Origin of the sequence: Sphaerisporangium perillae (assembly GCF_023276435.1) — a bacterium.
In the GTDB taxonomy this organism is placed as follows: Bacteria; Actinomycetota; Actinomycetes; order Streptosporangiales; family Streptosporangiaceae; genus Sphaerisporangium; species Sphaerisporangium perillae.
The window spans coordinates 74,660-98,998 of sequence record NZ_JALLPO010000003.1; the positions used below are offsets into that span (position 1 = coordinate 74,660).

Genomic DNA, 24,339 nt, shown 5'->3' on the forward strand with positions numbered 1-24,339 from the left:
GATACGTGACTGGAGCTCTCGCCCCCACCAAGCCGCTTACCGCCGTGGACCGTTGCGACCGGTGCGGCGCCCAGGCGTACATCCGCGCATCCCTCCCCGTGGGCGGGGAGCTACTGTTCTGCGCCCATCACGGGCGTCGGCACGTTGCGGCTCTGCGCGACAAGGGCGCCGACATCCAGGACGAGTCGGCGCGCCTGAGCGAAACCCCTACATCCAACACCACCGAGCGATGAGCATGCGCCCGTCGCTCTGACCCAGATAACCGAGCACAACCTCATAGAGTCAGTAGCGAACGCGGCGATCTCAGGCGGCGTCCCCCCGGACACCGCCATGGGACTCGCCGCTTCGCTTTGTCAGGGGTGGCGCCGGGCGGCCACCCGCGGTCACCTCACGCGGTAGTGATAGCGGCCGGAGGCGGTGAAGCCCTCGGCGGAGTACATCGAGATGGCGGCGGAGTTGCGCGCCAGGACGGACAGGTACGCGCCGGTCGCCCCCCGCGCCCGGCCGCCGGCCAGCAGGGCCCGCAGGACGCTGCGCCCCAGCCCGCGCCGCCGGGCCTCCGGCACCGTGGCCATGCAGTAGATCCCGAGCATGCCGCCCTGGAGCACCGAACGTCCCACCGCGACGGGCCTGCCCTCCTCTTCGACGGCGGCATAGCCGGCGGGCACCCCGCGGACGATGCGCTCGGCGGTGGCCAGCCCTTGGCCGAACCGCCCGTCCACGGCCCACCAGGTGGCCAGCCAGTCCTCGGAGGGCTCCTCCGCGATGGTCACGCGGTGCGCCACCGGGGACGCCGGCCCGTCCAGCGCGGCGGCCATGAACATCGTGTCGTCGACCAGGCGATATCCGCGCCCGGCCAGGAAGCCGTCGAGGCCGGACGGTGCGCGCAGGCCGACCGAGAAGACGCACGGCACCCCGCGGTCGGCGTAGAACCTCTCGGCCGCGTCGATCGCCTTGTCCAGGTCTTCCGGTTCACCCCAGGGAAGGATGGAATTGGCGCGTTTGGTCACCCCGTCCGCGTAGCGCAGGGTCCAGCCCCCGAGCGCCTCCTGGTGCGGCGCCGGCCAGGCGTGATGGACAAGGGTCTCGAAGTCCACGATTTCTCCGCTCACCGGCGCAGACTTTAGCCGACGGTCCCAGACCGCGATCAGCCGCCCGTTCACCCTGGCTGACCTGCGAGAGGCTAGGATCGGGGGTCGTGCTCATCCTGCTGCCGCCGTCCGAGGGAAAGGCCGCCCGCGGTCGAGGGCGCCCTCTGGAGCTCGACGCCCTGTCCTTTCCCGAGCTCACCTCGCCGCGTGAGAAGGTCCTGGACGCCCTCGCCGCCCTGGTCCAGGGGCCCGAGGAAGAGGCCCTGTCCGTGCTCTGCCTGTCACCGGGCCAGGCCGGCGAGCTGGCCCGCGACCGGGAGTTGCGCACCGCCCCCGCCCTGCCCGTGGAGCGGCTCTACACCGGCGTGCTGTACGACACCCTCGGGCTCGCCTCCCTGGACGCCGCGGCCCGCCGCCGGGCGCGGAGGCAGATGATCGTGTTCTCGGGGCTGTGGGGCGCGCTGAGGCTCTCGGACCGCGTGCCGCCCTATCGCCTCTCCATGGGCGTGCGGCTGCCGTCTCTGGGCGGCCTGGCGGCTTACTGGCGCCCTTGCCTGGGTGAGGTCCTCGACGGCGGAAGGGGGCTGATCGTCGATCTGCGGTCCTCGACCTACGCGCAGGCGTGGCAGCCCGGCTCCCGGGCGGTCACGGTCCGCGTGCTGAGGGACGCCGATGGCGCGCGGTCGGTCGTCAGCCACATGGCCAAGGCGACACGCGGCGCCGTCGCGCGCTCCCTGGCCGAGTCCGGGTCCGACCCGCGCACTCCCCAGGAACTGGCGGAGCTGCTGGCCGGCCTCGGCCATGTCATCGAGCTCGGCGCCGCGCCCCCGAAGGGCAGGCCGTGGACTCTGGACGTCGTTATCCGTTCGTGATCACATTCAGCCGTGAACACGCCTTGTGGAACTCCTTCGCCGGATCGCCCAGATGCGACCACGGCATGACGCTGAACCTGCCTCCCGTGCGCGACAGGTGGCCTCTGGCGGGCCTTCGCATGTCCGCCAGATAGAAGGCGGCGCCGAAGGCGTTGTGCGCCTCCACGGCCCGGGGATGCGGCCGCGCGCCCCGGCTCTGGTGCCAGCGGCCGGCCGCCGAGCTGATCTCCCGCTGAACGTCGTAGGACACCCAGGAGCGCGACCGCCCCGGCCGCTCCCCCGCGACGTGCTCGAAGTAGGCGAGCGGCAGCAGGGCCGACAATGGATCTCCGTCGGGGGCGGTGGCACCGGCGGCCCGGGCGAAGTCGAACATCTCCTGGCTCGTGCCGCCCCACCCGGGCGACAGCGTGACGAGCCGGGCGACGCTGGTGGCGTACAGCGTGGGGTGGCGGCTCCACGCCTCGCCCCAGAGGGAGTCCTTCTCCTCCCTCGGCCGCTCCAGGCCCAGCGTCACCCAGAGCAGGGAGACCCAGGGCGCGGGATCGGCGGGCAGAAGCTGGGCCGCCGCGAGCAACGGAGCCCGCGCCGACTCCATCGCCCGGTGGAACATGCGCATCCGATCGGCCTGGACGGCTCGCGCCCGCACGTCGGGCTTGATCTCCCAGGCCTCCTCGACGCGCGTGCGCCCCAGCCACAGCCACAGGTCGGGATTGACCCGATCTCGCTCCAGGAGGGCCGTGATGCCGCCGGTGAGACCCACGGCGGCCTTGGCCAGCGCCTCGACGCGCAGCGCGCGCACCTCGGGATCGGCCCGGGTCGCGACGAGCGCGGGAAGGGCCGGTTCGAGATATCCACGTCCGAGCGCGGCCACCGCCTCGTCGAGCACGGTGTCCGCCCAGGGACGGCTTGCGATCAGTCGTGGCCCCCGAGCACGCGCCCGATCCACTTCGATCACACCCATGGCGGGTGAGCCTAGAAGCCGTCAAGACTTCCACGACTACCGCCGCGTAACGGATGTGTTAACCGGAGAGTCGTGCCGCCCGTGGAACCTGTGACGACGAGAAACGGCCCCCACCCTCGCGGGCGGGGGCCGTGCCGTCGTCAGTCCAGGTAGTCGCGCAGGACCTGCGAGCGCGACGGGTGGCGGAGCTTCGACATGGTCTTGGACTCGATCTGGCGGATGCGCTCGCGCGTCACCCCGTAGACCTTGCCGATCTCGTCGAGCGTCTTCGGCTGGCCGTCGGTGAGGCCGAACCGCATGGACACCACGCCCGCCTCGCGCTCGGACAGCGTGTCCAGCACGGAGTGGAGCTGCTCCTGGAGCAGGGTGAAGCTGACCGCGTCCGCCGGGACGATGGCCTCGGAGTCCTCGATGAGGTCACCGAACTCGCTGTCGCCCTCCTCGCCGAGGGGGGTGTGCAGGGAGATCGGCTCGCGCCCGTACTTCTGGACCTCGACGACCTTCTCGGGCGTCATGTCCAGCTCGCGGGCCAGCTCCTCGGGGGTCGGCTCACGGCCGAGATCCTGCAGCATCTGCCGCTGGACCCGGGCGAGCTTGTTGATCACCTCGACCATGTGGACCGGGATGCGGATGGTGCGCGCCTGATCGGCCATGGCGCGGGTGATCGCCTGGCGGATCCACCATGTGGCGTAGGTGGAGAACTTGTAACCCTTGGTGTAGTCGAACTTCTCCACGGCGCGGATCAGGCCCAGGTTGCCCTCCTGGATCAGGTCCAGGAAGAGCATGCCGCGGCCGGTGTAACGCTTGGCCAAGGAGACCACCAGACGGAGGTTGGCCTCCAGCAGGTGGTTCTTGGCGCGGCGGCCGTCCTCGGCGATCCACTCCAGCTCGGCGCGGACGTCGACGGGCAGGCGCTCGCCGTCGTTCGCCAGCTGCTCCTCGGCGAAGAGGCCGGCCTCGATGCGCTTGGCCAGCTCGACCTCCTGCTCGGCGTTGAGCAGCGGGACCTTGCCGATCTGCTTGAGGTAGTCCTTCACCGGGTCGGCGGTGGCTCCGGCGGCGGCGACCTGCGCGACGGGCGCGTCGTCGTCGTCATCGGAGAGGATCAGCACCTCGTCGTCGCTCTGGACCTCGACGCCGGCCTTGGGCTCCTCTTCGACCTCGACTTCGGCCTCCACCTCGGGCTCGACCTCGGGCTCAGCCTCGGCCTCCGTGTCGGTGTCGGCCTCGGCCTCCACCTCGACGTCGATGTCGAAGTCCTCGAGCTCGATGTCGGCCTCGATGTCGAGGTCCTCGTCGTCCTCGGAGGCGACCTTGGGCTTGGTTTCGATCTTTGGCGATGGCGACGCGGGCACGGCGACCTCCGGCTTGGCCTTCTTGGCGAGGGCTGCAGGGGTGGCGACCTTGGCAGGAGCGTCAGGGGCTGGGGCGGCCTTCTTCGCCGGCGCGGCCTTCTTGGCCACGGGCTTCTTGGCGGCCGGCTTCTCGCCGGTCACCGAGGCCTCGCCCCCGGCACCGCTCACCACGGCCGTGACGGTATCGGGCTGCTCCTTGGCCGCCGCGGTGGCGGTCTTGGTCTTCTTGACGGGGGCGGCGGTGCGACGCTTGGCCGGGCCACGAGACTTCTTAGGCGCCGCCGAGTCCGCAGCGGTCACCACGACGGTCACACCCTCTTTGCTGAGGTTCCGCAGGAACCCCGCGGCGTGCGACATCGGGATGTCCGCCTCCTCGAAGGCCTTGCGGACATCCTCAGACTCGAGGAAACCCTGCGAGCGCCCACGCTCGATGAGCCGCTGAATGACGGGCTCGTTCAGCTCAGACGGCTTCGAGCGAGTCGAACTTGCAGGCGACACGAACACCTCTCGAACGAACGCATGGTGAGAATGGACCCAGGTGCCCGCTAGGGGCGCTTGCTTCTTTTCGGTGGTGGGCCGTGCGAACCGCGACGTGCCTGTGCAGCATTGTGGCATGACCCCGCAGTCCATACGGCCGCCTCACAGCGGTTGCCCTCCACCCTAGGCCGACCGGAACAGTAGTGCGTACGGAAGCGGGTCACCGATACCCGAAAGCAACCCTTATGACTGTTTCATTCAGTCACTCTTTGTGGCGGCCGGCACGTGGACGGCGAGCACCGTGACGTCATCGTCCTGCTCATACCCCGCCAGCATGCGATCCACCAGGAAGTCAAGCAACATATGCGGATTTCCTAGTACTTCGGGGGGCGCTTCGCCAACTACAGAACAAAGTTCCGCGAGTCCCGTGTCGAGGCCGCGCTTGCGGTTCTCCACGAGCCCGTCCGAGTAGAGCACCGCGGTGTGACCCGGCGGGACGCAGAACCGGAACTGCTTGCGGATCGTCGGCCAGCCGAGCGGCGTGCCGGGCTCGCCCTCGGACAGGACAGCGGTGCCCTGCGGAGACACCAGCAGGGGCGGCGGGTGACCGGCCAGCGCGAGGGTGCCCTCGCCGGTGCCGGGCTCGACGACCATGTACGCCAGGGTGGTGACCTGCTCTTCCTCCTCGGTGGCGTCGAAGACCCGGTCCAGGCCGGTGAGCACGGCCGCGGGCGGCGGGTTGGTGAGCGCCAGGGCACGCATGGCGTTGCGAATGCGGCCCATGCCCGCGGCCGCCTTGACGCCCTTGCCCATGACGTCACCGACGACGGCCGCGACCCGCGCGTCCTGCAGGACGAAGGCGTCGTACCAGTCGCCGCCGACCTGGACGTGCCGGCTGCCCGAGCGGAAGCGCTGGGCCAGCACCAGGCCGGGGATCACCGGCAGACGGTCGGGCAGCAGGCTGCGCTGGAGCGTCTCGGCCGTGCGGTGCTCGCGCTCGAACAGCGTGGCCCGCTCCACGGCGAGCGCGCACTGCCCCGCCAGGGCCTCCAGGAAGACGCCGTCCTCCTGCGAGATCTTCTGCGGGCGGGTGAAGGCGAACCGGAGCGCGCCGAGCGCCCGCCCGGCGGCCAGCAGCGGAAGGCCGACCCACGCCCGCTCGTCGCTGTGGGCCAGGAACCCCGCGATCATCGACTCCTCGGCCCCGGCCTCCACCAGCTGGGCCCTCAGGCTCTCGGGCGACTCGGCGAACACGGGCCTGCGGCTGTTGACGGCCATGGTCATCAGGCTCGACTGCGAGAGCGGGATCTCCTCGCTGGAGGCTCCCGGCACGTCGGGGAGGCCGCCGCTGTTGGTGAGCTTCAGCGCGGCCCGGTCGGTGTCGAGCAGCGCCACGGCGGACCTGTCGGCGGCCAGGGCCGTGCGTCCGACGTCGATGATGACCTGGACGACCTGCTCGACCGTGAGGGCCTCCGCGAGCTGTGCGGTGGCGCCCTGGAGCCGCGCGGTGCGCAGCGCGGCGGCGCCGAGCTGGTCGGTGAGGCGTCCCCGCATCTCCTCGGCCTCGCGCTGCGGCGTGACGTCGCTGTTGGCGCCGACCCACTCGACGACCCGGCCGTGCCGGATGATCGGGACCGCCCGCACCTCGAAGTGGCGGTAACCGCTCGCGCGGGTGCGGACGCGGTAGCTCCACTCGAACAGCGTGCGGCCGCGCAGCGCGTCCCGCCAGGCCTCCTCGGCGGCCGAGCGGTCGTCGGGGTGGACGGCCTCCAGCCAGCCGTACGCCAGGTATTCTTCGAGGCTCTGGCCGGTGATGGCCCGCCACTGCGGGGCGTCGTCGATCACGGCGCCCGTGGGAGAGGTGATCCACACCAGCTGCTGCTGGGACTCGACGAGCGAGCGGTAGCGCTCCTCGCTGCGGCGCAGCTCCTCCTCGGCGAGCTGGCGCTCGGTGACGTCCACGCCGAACAGCGCGACCCCCGCGACCGCCCCCTTGTCGCCGTGGATCGGGTAGAACGACAGGCTCCAGTGGCGCAGCTCGCCCGTCGCGGACATGCTGCGGTAGCGCTGATCACCGTTGACGACGGCGCGATGCTCTTCGACGACCCTGCGCAGGGCGGCGTCGATGAGGGCCGAAAGGTCGGCGGAGAGGATCTCGGACGCCGTATGACCCACATGCTCGTCGGCGGCCACCCCGCTGACGTCGGCGAAGCTCTGGTTGACCCGCTGGAACCTGCCGACCGTGTCGAAGAACGCGAAGGCGAACGGAGCCTCCGCGAGCAGGCCCTGGAACAGGGCGGGGTCTGAGATGTCCACACCCGACTCCCGGGGACGGGGCACGGAGGTTTCGGCGCTCATGGTCGGCACCTCCGTCGCGTGCCAGGGTCTCCCACGAGGCACATCTCCATAACTGTGATTGGTAGCGCGGAAATCTGCACTACATCATCGGCGATGGGCACGCGCGAACGGAAGCCCCGGCCGCGATGCGGTCAACGCATCCTGTCAAAAAGGCGCCGCGGTGTGCAGCAAGATCGGCCGACTTTCTCACCACTCGCTCCGTGGCCTGCTCGGTCTGCGCCACCTCGGCCAACCTCACCCCTCCACCACTCGGACGCGAACGGCGGCGCTCGGCGCCGCGACGGCACGGCCCGTCCGTGAGCCGGACGCGCTCGGGAACAGCTTCCCACAGGAGCGGCCCTGGGGTGCCGGATGTGCCCAACCCTTACGGCGCAAGGGGTTGACACCTCCGGGATACAGGATGGAATGGGAACGCACGCTCCCTCAGAGCACTGGTCCGGGGGATGGATGTCCCCCGGCTCACCGGAGGATGCGAAACCGCCCATGCATGCTCTAGCACCGCGTTTCACCGAGGGGACCGCCGGCCGGGCCACGACCGCCCCAGGAGCGACCGGATCGCACGAGGCCCGGTCGCGGGCGTCCGGGAGCGGAAGGCTCGCCAGCGCCCGCCTACGCGACGAGTTCCTCGGCGTGCCCGTCGAGATCGTGGACCGGTGCGTGGAGGACGTCCGGGCGTGCGCCGCCCACCTGGGCCTCGAGCTCACCACGGCCGTCGTCGAGCGCATCGCCCGCGAGCACCTTCTAGCGCTGTCCAGCTCCGCGCCCCTCGTGGACCGCGCGCAGGCGGGCCCGCGCAGGAGCGAGACACACCGGGCCGCCCAGAGATGACGAGCGCGTCTCCGCGCGGAGACGGCGAACGTCGATCACACTCGGAGGTGACGAACGTCGATCCGCTCAGAGGTGACAGACATGGGCCCTGCCGGTGACACTCGTAAGGCTCCGCCAGGTAACAGTCGGGTCTTCCCGGTAACAGCGGGGTCACCGGGCGGCGTTCCGTGCACCGTTCGGGCGCGGAATGCGAGAAGGTTAGGGGCGTGAGCCGCCGACGACGACGAGACCCCAGGGGGACCCAGCCGCCGGACGACGTGTTCGCGGAAATGCTTCTGGCGGCCCGCGAGCTGCTCGCCGTGCGCACCCCGCTGGACGCCGAGCTGATGGTCTCGGACATGCTGGGCGCCTGGTGGGGCCGCAGGCTGCGCCGGGGCGACGTGGAGGAGTTCCTCGGCGAGGGGCTGGTCGACTACGCCGCCAAGGCCGGCACGCCCGCCGCCCTCACCCTGCTGATGGCCGTCGCCTACCTGGGCACGGCCAGGCAGGCCGCCAAGGCCGAGGGCGCCGCGCTGGCCCTGATGGAGTCCGACGTGGCCCGGCCGCGCTGGGCGGAGCGGGTTGGAGCGGTCAAACCGCAGGGCTGTTACGTCTCCAGGGACGCCTACGGCGACCAGGACACCGTGGTGTGCACCTTCGGCTACCGCAGAGGCGTCTCCGCCCCGTCCGGGCAGGACAAGGCCGCTTCCGCGCCCTTCGCCTCCGCGCACGCCTCAGGCCAGGACCGGGCGGCCTCGGCTCAGGTCTCGGCACAGGACAGGACGGCCTCGGCTCAGGCGCCGGGCCAGGATCGGGCGGCCTCCGCGCCCCCGGCGCGGACCTCGGAGCAGGACACGGCGGCTCCCGGCCGTGCCGGTCCCCCGGACCAGCCCGAGGACGCGCACGCCCTGGTGGTGATCGTCGACTACAACATGCGCGGCATGGCGCGGGACGCCTGGGTCTCCTCCCAGGTCGACCAGCTGCTGGAGAAGGCCGGCAAGGAGGCCGCGGGCAACCCCATGCTGCGCTTCGAGGAGATCGAGCCGCAGCAGGCGAGGGCGCTGCTGGAGTTCGCCATGAAGGCGACGGCCGAGTCGCTCGGCCGCCGCAAGTCGCCGAGCCTGGTCAGCGACGGCTACAGCGCCTTCCACGCCTTCGCGAGGGCGAGGATCAAGGCGCTGCCTCCCGGCCGCAAGCGGCCCGCCCCGTTGTTCAGCGAGGCGCCCTACAGCCGTGACCGCCGCGCGATGCTCGCGGCGGAGTTCCTGGCCTCCGACGCCGCCGAGCACCTCTCCGACCCTTCGGCGGCCTCCCGGTGCACCGACCACATCATCGACTACGGATGCGACCAGGACTTCAACCGCCCGCTCCGGGTGAGCCCGACCAAGTGCGAGACCTTCCTGCTCGACTGGCTGCCGCGCAAGGTCCTCCTCGACCCCGCCGAGCAGGAGGCCATGCCCCACGTGCTGCTGTCGTGGGTGCGGTTCGCGGCCCCGAAGACCGGCCTGCCCGAGGAGGGGCTGCGCGCGACCCTGGACGCCGTCTGGGAGGCCACGGGGCGCTTCACGGAGGCCTACCGCGACCCGACGACCTTCGGCCTGGACCGCTCCCTCGTCGAGCGCCTCCTGCCCGACGGCGACCTGTCGGCCCTCGCCCGCCGGGCCTTCGCGTTCCCGTTGCTGGAGGGAACGCACGGCGACATCGACCTGTCGGCCCTGCGCCCGTCCGAGGACGCCGACCGCCGCATCCTGCTGGAGCTCGACCACGCGTCCGAGCGGGGACGGCCCAACTTCGCCGAGCACCTGGCCTGGCACGAGGAGATCGCCAAGCGGCTGTGGGACGGCGAGCCCGAGCAGATGTGGGAGGCCGCCCAGCGTCTGCTCGACCTCGGCCACGACCGGCACGACGTGCTGCACGTCCTCATGGAGATCGCCGAGCGCATCGGCGACCACCCCGACGAGCTGGCCGCCGCCCTGGATGACATCGCCGACATCCCGGACGAACCCCCCGTCTGATCTCCTAGCGGGTGAAGCCGATGTCGGCGTATCTCAGGGTGTAGAAGCCGGGGGCGCCGATGTTGGCCAGGGCGGCCTTCACCCCCCAGTTCTGCGGCCGCTGGTAGAGCGGCAGGACGTTGACCTCCTGCCAGATCAGCTTGTCGGCCTCGTTGGCGTCGTCGCGCGCCCGTACGGGGTTGAGGTCGGACGACGCCTTCTTCATCGCCGCGTCGATCGCGGGGCTGCCCGACCGGCCGAAGTTCGCGTTCCACTGCACCTTTCCGCCGGATCCCTTGACCTTGTCGGCGTAGGTGCCGTAGCTGCTCGAGACCGGGAACGGCGTGCCGATGTAGGAGAAGGGCGCGATGTCGAAGTTGCCGGGGACGACGTACTTGGAGAAGAAGTCGTCACTCGGGACGGACTGGATGGTCACCGTGACGCCGATGCGCCGCAGCATGGCCTGCGCCAGCTCGGCCTCGGACTTGCTGAGCTGCAGCCCGGAGGGGATGACGAAGCGGATGGTGAGCTCCTTGCCGCCCTTCTGGCGGGTGGGGCTCGCCCTGCGCCAGCCCGCCGCGTCCAGCAGGCGCTCGGCCTTCGCCGGGTCGTACTTGCGCAGCTCGCCGGCGTTGTCCTGGTAGCCCACCTGGGTGTTCATGAGCAGGTGGTTGTCCAGCGGCACGCTGTTCCAGCCGAGCCCCTGCAGGTCGGATCGGGTGATCGCGGCGCGATCGAGCCCGAGGACGATCGCCTGGCGGACCCGCAGGTCGGAAAGCGCGGGGCTTTCGGCGTTGAACGTGAAGTGCCGGAAGTCCGGGCCCGCGGCCTGCCGGATGACCGCGCCCTTGGCGTTCTTGGCCCTCGCGTAGTCGGGCGCGGAGGGCCCGATGTCGAAGACGTCCAGCTCGCCGTTCGTGAACGCCCCGACGAGGGAGTCGCTCGCCAGCGAGCGATAGATGATCTTGTCGAGCCTGGCCCTGTCGCCCCACCACCTGTCGTCGCGGACGATCGTCGTGGTCTTGGCCGTCTGGTCGAAGGAGGCGAATTTGAAGGGCCCGGCGGTCACCGGGATGCGGTTCAGCCAGCCGGTGTTGAAGGCGTCGGGCGTCGCGTTCGTCGACTTCGGATAGAGCGGCCAGAAGAGCGACTGCCACTCGGAGAACGGGCTCTGGAAGGTCACCAGCACCTCGTGGTCGTCCCGCCCGCGCACGACGCTCGCGATGTCCTGGTATCCGGTGGTAGCGGCGACGTGGAAATCGGGGTTGTGGCCGTTCATCGCCTTCCACTGGGCCTCGTAGTCCTGCCAGGTGATCGGCTTGCCGTCCGACCACCGCGCCTTGGGGTTCAGCGTGTAGGTGACGACCTGGCGGGGGTTGGTGGCGGTGACCCGGGCGTCGGTGACGTAGTCGGTGTTCGGCGCCGATGTGGCCTTCTCGTCGGTGCGGAAGGCGGCGGGCATCAGCGCGTCGATGACCTTCTTGACCTCCGCGAGGTTGCCGTCGACGTGGTTGAGGTTCCACTGGGTGGGAAGCTCGGTGAGGCCCCAGCGCAGCGTGCCGCCCTCTTTGACCCGGTCGCGGGGCACCGGGTTGATGTCGAAGGCCTTCACCGGCGACGGCCCTACGCCGGTGCCGGACCCCGAGCCGCTCCGGCCGCCGCCGCAGGCCGTGGCCGCGAGCGACGCGGCGACGGCCAGGGCGACGGCGGCCAGGGCACGCCTGCGGACTGTGGTCACGTTTCCTCCCGTTCTTTGTCTTTCTTCCGGCGCCGTCGTCCTAGACGACGCCGAGCTTCTCCGCGTAGTGGCAGGCGGCCCCGTGGTCGCCGCCCATCGGGCGGATCTCGGGCTCCTCCTCCGCGCAGCGCGCCCGCAGCGCGCCGGTGAGTGCCGCGAACTTCGGGCAGCGGGTGCGGAACCGGCAGCCGGAGGGAGGGTTCGCGGGGCTGGGGAGGTCGCCCTCGAGCAGGATGCGCCGGCGTGCCCGCTCCTTGTCGGGGTCGGGGATGGGCACGGCCGACAGCAGCGCCTGCGTGTAAGGGTGCGCCGGGCTCGCGTACACCTGCTCCACCTGGCCGATCTCGGCGATCCTGCCGAGGTACATCACCGCCACCCGGTCGGCGATGTGCCGGACGACCGCGAGGTCGTGGGCCACGAAGAGGTAGGAGAGCCCGAGGCGCCGGCGCAGGTCCTCAAGGAGGTTGAGCACCCCCGCCTGGATCGACACGTCGAGCGCGGACACCGGCTCGTCGAGCACGAGGAGCCGGGGTTCCAGGGCCAGCGCCCGGGCGATGGCGACGCGCTGCCGCTGCCCGCCGGAGAAGTCCTGCGGGTAGCGCGCCGCGTCCGCCGCGTCGAGGCCGACGAGCGCGAGCAGCCGGCGCACCCGGGCACCCATGTCCCGGTGCCCGTGGGCGAGAAGGGGCTCGGCCACGATGTCGTGGACGGTCATCCGCGGGTCCAGCGAGGCGAGCGGGTCCTGGAAGACCACCTGCAGGTGCCGGCGGACGGCCAGGCGCTCGCGCGGGCTCAGCGTAGCCGTGTCGCGGCCGAACACGGCGACGCGTCCCCGCTCGGGCCGGCCCAGCTCGAGGATCTCCATGAGCGCGGTCGTCTTGCCGCAGCCGGACTCCCCGACCAGGCCGAGCGTCTCGCCCTCGCGGAGGTCGAACCCGATGCCGTCGACGGCGCGGACGGTGCCGACCCGCCGCCTGAAGACGGCCCCCTTCATCAGGGGGTGGTGTTTCACCAGGTCACTGACTTCGAGGACCACGGCCCGCGACTCGCGCGGCGACTCGGGGGACCGAGCGGCGGCGCCCGGACCGGCCACCGCCTCGGCCGGCACGGGACCGCCCGGCACGGCCGTCCCCGTCTCGCGCTCCACGACGGCGCCCGGCCCGTCCGTCCCCGTCTCGCGCTCCGCGACCGCGCCGGGGCCGGCCGTCCCCGCGCCGGACTCCACGGGCCCCGCGGGCGGGACCGCCCTCGCCTCGGGCTTCGCGAGGATGCCGGGCATGGTCACCCCTGCCTGGCCGATCTCGCGGGCCCGGAGACAGGCCGCCCGGTGGCCGGGACCGACCTCGACCGCGGGCGGCTCGCTCAGGGAGCACGCGGGGACGGCCATCGGGCAGCGAGGCTCGAACGGGCAGCCGGGCGGCAGCCGGGACGGCCGGGGAGGAGCGCCCTCGATCGGCGTGAGCGGCAGGCGCCTGCCCATGTCGAGGCGGGGCACCGAGCCGAGCAGGCCGATGGTGTAGGGCATGCGGGAGTGGCGGTACACGTCGCGGACGCTGCCGGACTCGGCCTCCCGCCCGGCGTACATGACCAGCACCCGGTCGGCGAAGCCGGCCACCACCCCGAGATCGTGGGTGATCAGGACGATGGCGGCGCCGGTCTCGCGCTGGGCCTTCTTGAGCACCTCCAGCACCTGGGCCTGGATGGTGACGTCGAGGGCCGTGGTCGGCTCGTCGCAGATGATCACGTCGGGGTCGTTGGCGATGGCCATCGCGATCATCGCGCGCTGCCGCATGCCGCCGGAGAACTCGTGGGGGAACGCCCTGGCCCGCTGGCTGGGGTTGGGGATGCCGACCAGGTCGAGCAGCTCGACCGCCCGCTCGACCGCCCGCCGCCGGTCCACCCGCTGGTGGACGCGTACCGCCTCGGCGATCTGGTCTCCCACGCGGTAGACCGGCGTCATCGCCGACAGCGGGTCCTGGAAGACCATCGAGATCGTCCGGCCGCGGAAGGCGGCCAGCTCCTTCTCGGGGGCGCCCAGGAGCTGCCTGCCGTGCAGGAGCACCGAGCCGGACACCTTGGCGTGCCTGGGCAGCAGGCCCATGACGGCCAGCGAGGCGGCCGACTTGCCGGCGCCGGACTCCCCCACGATGCCGAGCACCTCGCCGGCCTGGACGTGGTATCCGAGGCCGCGTACCGCCCGGACGCCGCCGAAGCTCACCTCGAGGTCGCGTACGTCGAGGACGGGACCGGTCGCGCCGGCCTCGGTCTCGCACGCCTCCAGCACCGGGCCGCTCATGCGCGCCCTCCGGCGCCGGGATCGAACGCGTCGCGCAGGGAGTCGCCGACCAGGTTGACCGACAGGACGGTGATGATCAGCCCGCCCGCGGCGAACCAGAACGTCCAGGGGGCATAAAGCGCGGTCTTGGACCCGTCGGCGATCAGGCCGCCGAGGGAGACGTCGGGCGGCTGGATGCCGAACCCGAAGTACGACAGGCTCGTCTCGGTGAGGATGGCGGCGCTCACGTTCAGCGTCGCGTCCACGATCAGCAGGGACGCCAGGTTGGGGATGACGTGGCGGAAGATGATGATCCAGGACGGCACCCCCATGAACCGCGCCGCCTTGATGTACTCCCGTTCCTTGATCGACCTGGTCATGCCCCGGACGATCTTCGAGGTGACCATCCACAGGAACAGCGCCAGCATGACGACGAACAGCAGCCAGCGCCCGCTCGTGAACAGCGGGGACATGATCGCCAGGATCAGGAACGCGGGGAGGACGAGGAGCAGGTCGGCGACCCACATGATCGTGCGGTCGGTCCAGCCGAGGAAGTAGCCGGCGAACGAGCCCGCCACCGCCGCGACCCCCGTCGAGAGCACGGCGACGAGCAGCCCGACGAGCAGCGACTTCTGGGCGCCGCGCAGCGTCACGGCGTACACGTCCGTGCCGGTCTGCAGCGTGCCGAACCAGTGGCCGGCCGAGGGGGGCTGCATGAACGCCGAGAAGTCCATGTCGGTGACCGCCCACGGGGAGGCCAGCGGGCCGAGGAAGGCGAGCAGGAACAGCGACGCCAGCAGCGCGAAGCCGAGCCTGCCCTGCCTGGTGCGGAAGAACCGCCCGGCCACCGTCCGCGCCCTGGAGGGCACGCGGACGTGCTCGGCCTCGGCCTGGACCTCGGCGAACTCCTCCTCCGGCAGCGTCATCATCTAGCCCACCCGCACCCTCGGGTCGAGGACGGCGTGCAGCACGTCGGAGGCGAGGGAGGCGAGCAGCACGGCGAGCGCGGCGAAGCAGCTGATCGCCGCGACCGAGTTGACGTCGTTCGTGCGGATGGAGGCCACGAGCTCCTCTCCCATGCCGTGCCAGCCGAAGACCGACTCGGTGATCGTGGCGCCGACCAGCAGCGAGCCGAAGGTGAACGCGAAGTAGGTCACGGCCGGGATGAGCGCCGTGCGCAGGGCGTGCTTGAGGAGCGCCGTGCGCCTGCGCAGCCCCTTGGCCATCGCCGTGCGGATGAAGTCGGCCTCCAGCACGTCGAGCATCATGTTGCGCTGGTAGCGGCTGTAGACGGCGATCTGCCCGGCCGCCAGCGAGAGCGTCGGCAGGGCGAGGTGCTTGACGCGGTCGAGCAGCCCCTCGCCCGCGCCTCCTTCCAGGCCCGGGGTGGCCTCGCCGCTGACCAGGAAGATCTGGGCGCCGAGATGGTCGTTCACCCAGATCGCGCAAATGATCAGCATGTTGGCGAGCACGACGGTCGGGATGGCGAGCACGACGAAGGCCGCCACGGTGGACAGCCGGTCGAACCAGCCGTACTGCCTGACCCCCGCGCAGGCGCCGACGAGGACTCCGGCGACGCTGCCGAGCACCACGCCGAGCACGATCAGCCGGAGCGTGACGCCGAGGCGCCGGCCCAGCCGGTCGGCGACCAGGTCGCCGTTCCACGTCCTGCCGAGGTCGCCGCGCACCACTCCCCCGGCCCAGGTGAGGTAGCGCTCGAACAGCGGGGTGCGGTCGTCGAGGTTGTACATCGCGAGCTGGGCGTCGATCACCGCGGCGGGCGGGCGCGGGTTGCGGCCCTCGTAGTTGGACCGGGGATCCAGCGCCGTTGCGGCCAGCATGTACGCCAGGCTCGCGGCCACGGCGATCAGCACCGCGTAGTTCACCAACCGGCGGAGCAGGAATCCTGCCATCGCCCCCCTTCCGCCGACGTCCTTGTCGTGCCGGATCGAGCACCGCGAGGGCCGGTCCGCATCCCTCCGTGCCCATCCTGCTACATGCTGTAACCATCCGGTGACAGGAAAGTCGTCAATCGCACCAGGTGTCGGCCGGGCGGGGCCGCGGTGAGGGGCGGGGAGGCGGGGTCAGCGGTCGGCGAGCTCGTCGACCGCGGTGCGCACATCCTCGCTGGTGATGGTGGTGAGATCCTCGGCGCTCGCGGTGATCCCGCGCGCGGCGAGCCGCACGTCGCGCCCGAGCGCGGCCCGCTCGAACAGCGACCGGGCGAAGCGCCCGTTGCCGAGGTCGTCGATCAGCCCCTCGGCGCAGACCCAGGAGAACACGTCGGCGAGGTCACGCCTGGCGGACTCGTCGAACCGGTCGCCGGACTGCTCGGCGAGCAGCCCCGCGATCTCGGTCAGCTCGGCGGGGCTGTAGGAGGGGAACGAGACGTGCTGGTTGAACCGGCTGCCGAGGCCGGGGTTGGTGGCCAGGAAGCGCTCCATCTCGGAGGCGTACCCGGCGAGGATGATGACGAGGCGGTCGCGGTCGTCCTCGGCGCGCTTGAGCAGGGTCTGCACGGCCTCCGCGCCGAAGGCGTCGCCGCCCTGGTAGCCGCTGTTGACCAGGCTGTAGGCCTCGTCGACGAACAGCACCCCGCCGAGCGCCCGGTCGACCAGCTCATTGGTCTTGATCGCGGTGGCGCCGAGGTGCTGGCCGACGAGGTCGGCCCGCGACGCCTCCACCACGTCGGGGCGTGACAGCAGCCCGAGCGCCGCGAAGATGCGGCCGAGGACGCGGGCCACGGTGGTCTTGCCGGTGCCGGGCGGCCCGACGAACACGAAGTGGCGCATCTGGGGCGGGGCGGGAAGCCCTTGCTCCTGGCGCATCCGGGCGACGCGCAGCTGGGCGGCGATGGCCCGCACCTGGCGTTTGACCGGCTCCAGGCCGGCCATGCGGTCGAGGTCGGCGAGGGCCTCCTCCAGGCTCGGCGTCGCCTGGTAGCCGCGGAACCTGGCGGTGATCTCGTTGAACGCCTTGGCGAGGTCGGCCGTGGTGGTGGTGAGGAGGTCCTCGCGGCTGGGAGAGCCGCCCGCGCCGACCACGCGCACGTCGCGGGCCTGGGCCGCCGCCTCGACCAGGCTGCGGGCGAACCGCGCGTTGCCCAGCTCGTCGATCAGCCCGCGCCGGTGCACGTCCTCGAACAGGCCGAACAGCGCCGCCGGGGCGTCGGCCGACAGCCGCTCTCCGCGCCGGGTCCGCAGCAGCTCGGTGATGCTGACCAGCTCCCCCGGCGAGTAGGTGGGGAACTTGATCCTGGTGGCGAAGCGGGACGACAGGCCGGGGTTGGAGGCGAGGAAGGCCGCCATCTCCTTCTCGTAGCCGGCCAGGATGATGACGAGCCGCTCGCGGTCGTCCTCGGCCCGCTTCAGCAGGGTCTGCACGGCCTCGGCGCCGAACCTGTCGGGCTGCCCCTCGCCGGAGTTGACCAGGCTGTAGGCCTCGTCGATGAACAGCACGCCGCCGAGCGCCTGGTCGATCAGCTCGTTGGTCTTGATCGCGGTGGCGCCGAGGTACTCGCCGACCAGGTCGGCCCGCTGCGCCTCGACGACGTAGGGCGTCTCCAGCAGGCCGAACGCGTAGAAGATCTTGGCGACCGTGCGGGCCACGGAGGTCTTGCCGGTGCCGGGCGGCCCGACGAACACGAAGTGGCGCATCGGCTGCTCGGTGGAGTAGCCGGCCTCGGCGCGCAGCCGGGAGGCCTCGATGGACGCCGCGATGGAGCGCACCTGCTCCTTGACCGGCTCCAGCCCGATCATGCTCTCGAGCTCGCCGAGGGCGTCGTCGACGGAGATCGGCGGCGGCGCGGACCGCTCAGGCAGGCCGTCACGCTCTCCCGCCCCGTCCCTGACCCGCTGCCGCGCCTGGACGGGCGCCTGCGCCTGCGCGGCCGCGAGCCGCCGGCGTACCTGCCCGGCCTGGACGAGACGGTAGACGAGCACGGCTGCCGCGACGCCGTACGCCCCCCAGGCGGCGACGTCCGCGGAGAACGTGGCCACGGCCAGCGCCACCATGGCGGCCGAGCCGAGGGCGGCCATGGTGGTGACCCACGGCGTCACCCACCTGATCAGGTGGGCCGCCACGCCGGTCACGACACCGAGCACGACGAGCAGGGTGGGCAGCATGGAGTGCGGCCGCAGGTATTCGACCGCGACGACCAGCAGGGAACACCACGCCACCACGACCAGCACGGTCGCGGCGGCGCGGGGGTAGCGGAGCGTCAGCTCGGCGTAGCCCAGGAGTAACAGAGTGGTGACGAACGTCGAGAAGAGCGACCAGCCGAGGACGACGGCGAGCACGAGGGCGCCGATGAGGACGGCGGCGAACATGACCCGTCTGGTGGCACGGGAAAGCTGGAAGTAACGTAGCCGGACGTGCTCGAACGCATCACGGGCCGCGGCGCGCCCCGCCGGCCGGGCCCTGTCGGAGTCCCGCATTTTGCCTCCCCGGTCGCCTCCCGGTTATACCGCACCGGGGCCCCGAGCGCGCGTCCCCGGCCTCGTGCCCTTCCCAGCGCGCCGCGGGGACACGCCGGTCGCATGACGACGCGCCCCCGGGGGCGCGTCGCGGTCGTGTCCCACGACGCGCCGGCGGAGGCGCGTGACGGTGTCCGGGCACGTGGCGCGGCCGTCGAGGCCCGCCGGGGTGCGTGCGGCGATCAGGCTCCCGCGTAGATGCGGTGGACGAACTCGGCGAGCTTGTTGTCGGGCAGTTCCTTGGCGAGGTCGGCCTCGCTGATCATGCCGACGATGCGATGATTCTCGATCACGGGCAGGCGCTTGATCTGGTGCTCCTCCATCTTCGCCAGCGCTTCTTCGACGCTGCTGTCGGCGGACACCCACACCAGCCCGTGGGCCAGCTCGCCGGCCGTCGTCCGGTCCAGGTCCTTGCCTTCGGCGACGCACTTCACGACGATGTCCCGGTCGGTGATGATGCCCTTGAGCCGGTCGTCCTCTCCACAGATGGGCAGGGCGCCCACCGAGAGGTCGCGCATCATCTGCGCGGCTTTGCGCAGGCTGTCATGCTCGCCTATGCACTCGGCGCCCGGGTGCATGACGTCCGCGGCCCTCTTGGTTCCCGGTGTGGTCATCGGTACCCCCCGAAAGTGCGATGGGGCTTATGTCCCATATATCGCGTTATGTCCACATTGCGGTTCAGCCGGGACCGTACCCCCGGGCCTTCCCGGGAAACCTCGCGGCGTCCTGGCCACCCGCCGTACAGGTCAGGGCCTGCGGGGGGAGGCCCTGGCCTCATGGCGGCCGGGATACTCCCCGACGAGGACGTGCTTGGGCGTCACCCGGAGCACGTTCTCCACCGGGTCGGCGAGGGCGATGCCCCGGATCTCGGCCCAGAAGCGCCGCTCGAGCGGGTCGGCCACGAAGACCGCCACCCGCGGGTCGCGCTCGGCCGCGGCCCACGCCTCCTCGGCGGCGTTCAGGCGCAGTTCCCCCGACCGGCTGACGGAGGTGACGGCGCCGACGGCGAGCGTGCGGGGGCCGCCCGCGTCGGTGTAGGACAGCACGACGCCCCTGGAGTAGGTGAACGCCCGCCGCACCTCGGCGCCGAGCCCGACCGAGGGGCCGACCTCTCCCGGCAGCCGGGGGCCGCAGCCCTCGCACAGCACCAGCGAGGCCCGCCAGGGCCCGGCCGATCCCCGCCACCACGCCCTGGCCCCCCGTACCGCGAACGCCAGGAGCACGACGGCGAGCGTGCCGGCGACCGTCCACCACGCCCGCTCGCCGATCCGCGGCGAAAGGCCCAGCGTGGGCACGGCTCCCGTCACCACCAGGGCGGCCGAGGACAGCATGAGGGCGGCGAGCGCCACCGCCAGCCCCCAGTCTCCGCGCAAGATCTCCCCCAGCCGCGACCGCAGACCGCCCCGCCACCACACGTACAGCATCGCGACCGGGACGCACACGCCCGCCAGCGCGGCGCGCGGCTCGGCCGCCACCAGGGGGAGCACGACGAGCGCCGCCGTCAGGAACCACAGGCGGGCGGCCACGATCCACAGGGTGACGTCGGTGTCGCGCCGCCCGACGCGCTCGGGCGCGACGGCGGTGAACTCGGCCAGTGCCCGTACGGGCCTGCCCTGCCACGCCTCGGCGAAGGCGCGCAGGATGCCCACGGCCACGCCGTTGAACAACACCAGCCCGAGCAGCCCTGCCCAGAACCCGCCGAGGATGTCGTCCCAGCGGACCAGCGCGGGCGCGGCGCCCGCGGACACCAGGGGGACGACCTCGTCGGCGAGCGACCAGGCCGGCAGGGTGAGCAGCGCCGCCGCGTACGCCGCGACCACGAGCAGGGCCACCGACACGGCCACGCTGAGCCACAGGTCCCGGGCGAGCATGCCGGGCACGTACTTCCACACCGCGATCCTGCGGCACTGCCGTACGGTGACCGCCGCGACCAGGACGAGCACGGCGGCGCCGCCGATCCGCGCCTCGTCGCGCAGGCCGTACCAGAAGGCCAGCACGGCGACGGCCACGAGGGCGACCGCCAGGAGCATCCGCACCTGCCGGGACCACACCGTGAGGGCGCGGCGGGCGCGGCCGGTCTCGCGCGGGTCCACCGTCCACGCCGGATCGTGGTGGTCGCGGGGCCGCTGCCAGCGCAGGTAGGCGAGGCCGAGGTTGATGCGCGCGCCGGGGTGCTCCTCGTCCCTGCGCAGCGCGGCCCGGTAGGCGCTCGCGGCCTGGCGGTGATCGCCGCGCACCAGGGCGAGGTCGCCGATGAGGACGTGCGGGTCGGGTTGCTCGGGAGCGAATCGCACGGCCTGCCGCGCCTCGTTCCAGGCGTCCCGCCACCGCCCGGGAAGCCGGCGGAGCATGGAGCCGAGCCTGAGCCGCGCGGCCCAGGAGCCGGGTGCGAGCCGGACGGCGTCCTGAGCCGCGACGACCGCCTCGGAGTCGCGGCCGAGGCGTTCGAGGGCGAGACTCGCCAGCCGATGCCCCCATTCGCCATCCGGGTCGCGCGCGACCGCCTCGCCGGCGGCCTCCAGCGCTCCCTCGGGGAGATCGCGCGCCAGCCGGGCCACGGCGACCACACACCAGGCGCGAGGATCGGAGCGGTCTCGCGGGGATGGCACCGGAGAGGGATCGGACTCGCTGGCGTTCCCCACGCCGTCATGGTCCGTTGCGGATCACCGGTTGCCTAGATGTCGGACATATACCTATAGCTCTCTAGAGAGGTCGGGGCCGCCCCAGGTTGATCATCAACCCCATCGGCCCCTGGAGATCGCGGACCGGCCCGCCGCACGCGGGCGCGCGCACCCGCACAGCACCGGTCGAATCGGACGAGTCGCGACGGTTGTCCCAACCTGCTGAACAATCATCGGAGATGGCCTAAGCTGCCACGCATGTTCAGCGGGCGTAATCCCTTTGGGTAGCCAATGACCGTTTTGGGCACCCGGCCAAGCGGCCGCATCCGAGGCACGACCATAGACCATCCGGCCAACCGATGGTCGGTGCTCGCGCTGCTCTGCTTCAGCCTGCTGCTGATCGCGGTGGACGCCACGGTCCTGCACATCGCCGTGCCCGCGCTCACCGCCGCCCTGGAACCCTCCGCGGTCCAGCTGCTGTGGATCATCGACAGCTACTCGCTGGTCGTCGCGCCGCTGCTGATCACCTTCGGCACCCTGGGCGACAGGTACGGCAGGCGGCGGTTCGTCCTCGCGGGCTACGTCGTCTTCGGGATCGCCTCGCTGTCCGCGGCCTTCGCGGGCTCTCCCCTCGCCCTGATCCTCTCGCGGGCGCTGCTGGGCGTCGGTGGCGCCATGATCATGCCCGCCACCCTCTCGATCATCCGCCAGGTGTTCACCGACCGCCGCGAGCGCGCCATCGCCCTCGGCGTCTGGAGCGCGGTCGCCGCCGGAGGCGCCGCCGTCGGCCCGCTGGTCGGCGGCGTCCTCGTCGAGCACTTCTGGTGGGGCGCGGTCTTCCTGATCAACGTCCCGCTGCTCGTCGTGGCGTTGCCGCTGGCCGTACGCCTCCTGCCGGAGTCGCACGGCGACCGCGGCCACCGGTGGGACGCGCTCAGCGCCGTGCTGTCCACGCTCGGCATCCTGTTCCTCGCCTTCGGCCTGAAGGAGGCCGGGCACGGCGCGACGGTGGGCCACCGCCCCGCGCTGGCGTTCATGCTGGCGGGCGCCGGGCTGCTGGTGTGGTTCACCGCGCGCCAGCGCAGGCTCCCCCGCCCGTTCCTCGACATCGGCCTGTTCGCCCAGCGCGGCTTCGCCGTCGGCGTCCTGTGCGTGCTGCTCTCGGTCTTCGCGCTGGTCGGCCTGGAGCTGATGCTGGCGCAGTACCTCCAGCTCGTGCTCGGCGACAGCCCCCTGCGCGCCGGGGCCCGCATGCTGCCCCTCATGATCGCGGCCATCGCGGGCGGCCTCTGCGCGGCACACCTGCTGCGGCGTTTCGGCCTGCGCGCCACCATGGCCGGCGGGCTCGCCCTGGCGGGGCTGTCCCTGGCGCCGACCCTCGCCTGGGGCACCGAGCAGCATCCCCTGATGCTCTGCCTGTGCTTCGCCGGCATCGGCTTCGGCGTGGAGGTCGCGCTGCTGGCGGCCTCCGACACGATCATGGCCTCCGCGCCCGAGTCGCGCGCCGGCGGGGCCGCGGCGATCGAGGAGACGGCCTACGAGCTGGGCGCCGGTCTCGGGGTGGCCGTCCTCGGCACCATCACCACGATCGTGTACGCCCCGTCCGTGGCCGCCGTGCCCGGAGTCGCGCCCCCGGCCATGGGCCAGGCGAGGGAGTCGCTGGCCTCGGCCGCGCACGTCGCCCGGGAGGTCGGCGGGCCGGCGGGCGCCTCGCTCATGTACGCCGCGCGGGCCGCGTTCATCACGGCCCTGCACTCCACGGTGCTGGTGAGCGTCACGCTCCTCGGCCTCACCGCGCTCGCCGCCCTCACCCTGCTACCCCGCCGCCGCCCCGCCAGGGACCGCGTGCCCGAACGCGAACGCGTCTCCGTTCACCGAGACGTCAGTGGGTTTCGGTGATTCGCCCGTTGCGGGGGAAGGTCCCTGTCTTATACGCCCCTGGTGGGGTGATGCAGGGTAGACGTTTCACAGCCACCCGCCCCGCTGGGCGGGGTCTTATGGTCGGCTCGGCGTCCGTTTCACGTCTCCGGGCCACTCCCGGCGACGTGCCGCTTGACCAGCTGTGCGAGGTTGATCGCGGCGTTGCGGTCCCGGTCGATGACCAAGCCACAGGACTCAACGCCGGCAGCTCATCGACGACGAAGCCCAGCCCTGGGTACCCCGGGCACGGCGACGAGCCACCTACCGGACGACGTCTGGACGACCGGGACCGACATACCGCCCGCAACCGCCCACCCTCACGCGGTCCCGGTAGCACACACCATCGCCCACCGCCCACTCGGGCAGCTTCATGCGATCATGACGCACCCAAGGAAAGCCGAGATTCACTGATCAACGATGCGACAGTTGTCTACCCCCTGCCTGCTCGCGCATGGCGGGAGCGATATAGGGCAATTGTCTGTGCAACACGGACCGACCCCGGGAGAATGGCACTGTGAGACGAACCTTCCAGGATCTCGCTTCGCTGGCCGCCCGGCTTGGCGTCGGCGGCATCTTCTTCGCCAACGGCTGGCACAAGCTGGAGTTCGGGCTGACGGCCACCAGTGAGCAGTTCGCCAAGATGGACGCTCCCGCGCCCGGCATCTGGGCCGCCTCGACGATGCTCATCGAGCTCATCGGAGGGGCGCTCCTGGTCGCCGGCCTGGCCGTCCCCGCCTGCGGGCTCATCCTCTTCGCCGAGGCGCTCGCCGTGTTCGTGCTGGTGAGCGGGGACACCGGCCTCCCGCTGACCGGGGGCGACATCAACCTCATCGTCGCCCTCGGGGCCGCGTCGGTGCTCCTGGCGGTCGTCGGAGCCGGGCGCCTGTCCATCGACCACCTCGTCGTGATCCGCCGTCGCGAGGCGGAGGCGGCCGACGACATGGCCGCCGACGCCGAAGCCGACGACGTGATCTCCTCCTGGCGCGAGACCACGGGCTCGACCGCTCCCGCGGAGACCCCCGCGCCACAGGACTCCGGCGGCGCGGGCACCGGCGGCGGCACGGCCAAGGGGCCGGTGACCTTCCCCGAGAAGCGAGCGGGTTCCGGCGACGCCACGGAGGTCACCGCGCCGCGCAAGGCCCGGCCCCGCCGTACCACCAAGCCGGTCGAGGGCGCCGAGGAGACCCTGGCCGACGCCCCCTCCACCTCCGCCGTCAAGAGCGACCGCCTCGTCGCCGGAGGCCGGAAATCCAGCACCCCCGACCACGGGCAGGCGTAGCGCACCATCCGTCGAGGTCGCGGGCGCCTTCGCCCCGGGCCTGGTAGCACGTCGATCGCTCCGCCGGGCGGCGGCGGCGGTGCGGCGGCGGCGGTGCGGCGGCGGGCGACCGGTTC

General features: G+C 72.0%; 17 protein-coding genes. 6 read left to right on the forward strand and 11 right to left on the reverse strand.

The annotated features are described in order from the left end of the window. Positions 1–5 precede the first annotated feature (5 nt). Positions 6–233, forward strand: a complete 228-nt coding sequence (locus MYF83_RS03995; RefSeq protein WP_248958778.1) for a DUF7455 domain-containing protein — start codon at positions 6–8, stop codon at positions 231–233. A 150-nt stretch (positions 234–383) separates the two neighbouring features. Here MYF83_RS03995 and MYF83_RS04000 read toward each other — a convergent pair whose 3' ends face one another. After that, on the reverse strand, positions 384–1,097 hold the full coding sequence (locus MYF83_RS04000) for a GNAT family N-acetyltransferase (RefSeq protein WP_248958779.1): 714 nt from the start codon (positions 1,095–1,097) through the stop codon (positions 384–386). 101 nt (positions 1,098–1,198) lie between these two features. Here MYF83_RS04000 and yaaA point away from each other — a divergent pair, with 101 nt between their 5' ends. Continuing rightward, on the forward strand, positions 1,199–1,963 hold the full coding sequence (gene yaaA, locus MYF83_RS04005) for a peroxide stress protein YaaA (RefSeq protein ID WP_248958780.1): 765 nt from the start codon (positions 1,199–1,201) through the stop codon (positions 1,961–1,963). Here yaaA and MYF83_RS04010 read toward each other — a convergent pair. The 3 genes from MYF83_RS04010 to MYF83_RS04020 all read right to left on the reverse strand — a co-directional run bounded on the left by MYF83_RS04010 (position 1,950) and on the right by MYF83_RS04020 (position 7,114). Continuing rightward, complete coding sequence (locus MYF83_RS04010) at positions 1,950–2,924, reverse strand: hypothetical protein (RefSeq protein ID WP_248958781.1); 975 nt, start codon at positions 2,922–2,924, stop codon at positions 1,950–1,952. The two genes, yaaA and MYF83_RS04010, sit on opposite strands and share 14 nt — an antisense overlap. 140 nt (positions 2,925–3,064) lie before the next feature. Continuing rightward, positions 3,065–4,777 carry an RNA polymerase sigma factor gene (locus MYF83_RS04015; RefSeq protein WP_248958782.1) on the reverse strand — a complete coding sequence of 571 codons (1,713 nt, stop codon included), beginning with the start codon at positions 4,775–4,777 and terminating at the stop codon, positions 3,065–3,067. Positions 4,778–5,014: 237 nt separating this feature from the next. Then, positions 5,015–7,114 carry a SpoIIE family protein phosphatase gene (locus tag MYF83_RS04020; protein WP_248958783.1) on the reverse strand — a complete coding sequence of 700 codons (2,100 nt, stop codon included), beginning with the start codon at positions 7,112–7,114 and terminating at the stop codon, positions 5,015–5,017. Positions 7,115–7,597: 483 nt separating this feature from the next. Here MYF83_RS04020 and MYF83_RS04025 point away from each other — a divergent pair, with 483 nt between their 5' ends. Both MYF83_RS04025 and MYF83_RS04030 read left to right on the forward strand, forming a co-directional pair. Next, positions 7,598–7,942 (forward strand): hypothetical protein, encoded by a 345-nt coding sequence (locus MYF83_RS04025; protein WP_248958784.1) that lies wholly within the window; start codon positions 7,598–7,600, stop codon positions 7,940–7,942. A 269-nt stretch (positions 7,943–8,211) separates the two neighbouring features. Then, positions 8,212–9,936, forward strand: coding sequence for a hypothetical protein (locus tag MYF83_RS04030; protein ID WP_248958930.1), 1,725 nt, complete (start codon positions 8,212–8,214; stop codon positions 9,934–9,936). Positions 9,937–9,940: 4 nt separating this feature from the next. On the opposite strand, the gene MYF83_RS04035 is transcribed toward MYF83_RS04030, so the two are convergent. The 7 genes from MYF83_RS04035 to MYF83_RS04065 all read right to left on the reverse strand — a co-directional run bounded on the left by MYF83_RS04035 (position 9,941) and on the right by MYF83_RS04065 (position 20,961). After that, on the reverse strand, positions 9,941–11,653 hold the full coding sequence (locus MYF83_RS04035) for an ABC transporter family substrate-binding protein (RefSeq protein WP_248958785.1): 1,713 nt from the start codon (positions 11,651–11,653) through the stop codon (positions 9,941–9,943). Positions 11,654–11,693: 40 nt separating this feature from the next. Beyond that, a complete protein-coding gene (locus tag MYF83_RS04040) occupies positions 11,694–13,949 on the reverse strand; it encodes a dipeptide ABC transporter ATP-binding protein (RefSeq protein ID WP_248958786.1) in 2,256 nt (751 codons plus the stop codon). Next, positions 13,946–14,854: an ABC transporter permease gene (locus MYF83_RS04045; RefSeq protein WP_248958931.1), complete on the reverse strand. Its 909-nt coding sequence runs from the start codon at positions 14,852–14,854 to the stop codon at positions 13,946–13,948. The genes MYF83_RS04040 and MYF83_RS04045 overlap by 4 nt, the downstream gene beginning before the upstream one ends. Positions 14,855–14,857: 3 nt before the next feature. Beyond that, positions 14,858–15,841 carry an ABC transporter permease gene (locus MYF83_RS04050; protein WP_248958787.1) on the reverse strand — a complete coding sequence of 328 codons (984 nt, stop codon included), beginning with the start codon at positions 15,839–15,841 and terminating at the stop codon, positions 14,858–14,860. A 171-nt stretch (positions 15,842–16,012) separates the two neighbouring features. Beyond that, on the reverse strand, positions 16,013–18,364 hold the full coding sequence (locus MYF83_RS04055; protein WP_248958788.1) for an AAA family ATPase: 2,352 nt from the start codon (positions 18,362–18,364) through the stop codon (positions 16,013–16,015). Positions 18,365–18,585: 221 nt separating this feature from the next. After that, on the reverse strand, positions 18,586–19,017 hold the full coding sequence (locus MYF83_RS04060) for a CBS domain-containing protein (RefSeq protein ID WP_248958789.1): 432 nt from the start codon (positions 19,015–19,017) through the stop codon (positions 18,586–18,588). Positions 19,018–19,149: 132 nt separating this feature from the next. Continuing rightward, a complete protein-coding gene (locus tag MYF83_RS04065) occupies positions 19,150–20,961 on the reverse strand; it encodes a tetratricopeptide repeat protein (protein ID WP_248958790.1) in 1,812 nt (603 codons plus the stop codon). A 354-nt stretch (positions 20,962–21,315) separates the two neighbouring features. On the opposite strand from MYF83_RS04065, the gene MYF83_RS04070 reads away from it, so the two are divergent. After that, positions 21,316–22,923, forward strand: a complete 1,608-nt coding sequence (locus MYF83_RS04070) for an MFS transporter (protein WP_248958791.1) — start codon at positions 21,316–21,318, stop codon at positions 22,921–22,923. 535 nt (positions 22,924–23,458) lie between these two features. Further along, positions 23,459–24,223, forward strand: a complete 765-nt coding sequence (locus tag MYF83_RS04075) for a DoxX family protein (RefSeq protein WP_248958792.1) — start codon at positions 23,459–23,461, stop codon at positions 24,221–24,223. The last annotated feature ends 116 nt before the right edge of the window (positions 24,224–24,339 follow it).

Bases quoted from the DNA above. Each gene is read 5' to 3' on its own strand.
- MYF83_RS04010 (WP_248958781.1), bottom strand. From the start codon at position 2,924: ATGGGTGTGATCGAAGTGGATCGGGCGCGTGCTCGGGGGCCACGACTG.
- MYF83_RS04020 (WP_248958783.1), bottom strand. From the start codon at position 7,114: ATGAGCGCCGAAACCTCCGTGCCCCGTCCCCGGGAGTCGGGTGTGGAC.
- MYF83_RS04025 (WP_248958784.1), top strand. From the start codon at position 7,598: ATGCATGCTCTAGCACCGCGTTTCACCGAGGGGACCGCCGGCCGGGCC.
- MYF83_RS04030 (WP_248958930.1), top strand. From the start codon at position 8,212: ATGCTTCTGGCGGCCCGCGAGCTGCTCGCCGTGCGCACCCCGCTGGAC.
- MYF83_RS04040 (WP_248958786.1), bottom strand. From the start codon at position 13,949: ATGAGCGGCCCGGTGCTGGAGGCGTGCGAGACCGAGGCCGGCGCGACC.
- MYF83_RS04045 (WP_248958931.1), bottom strand. From the start codon at position 14,854: ATGACGCTGCCGGAGGAGGAGTTCGCCGAGGTCCAGGCCGAGGCCGAG.
- MYF83_RS04050 (WP_248958787.1), bottom strand. From the start codon at position 15,841: ATGGCAGGATTCCTGCTCCGCCGGTTGGTGAACTACGCGGTGCTGATC.
- MYF83_RS04055 (WP_248958788.1), bottom strand. From the start codon at position 18,364: ATGCGGGACTCCGACAGGGCCCGGCCGGCGGGGCGCGCCGCGGCCCGT.
- MYF83_RS04060 (WP_248958789.1), bottom strand. From the start codon at position 19,017: ATGACCACACCGGGAACCAAGAGGGCCGCGGACGTCATGCACCCGGGC.
- MYF83_RS04070 (WP_248958791.1), top strand. From the start codon at position 21,316: ATGACCGTTTTGGGCACCCGGCCAAGCGGCCGCATCCGAGGCACGACC.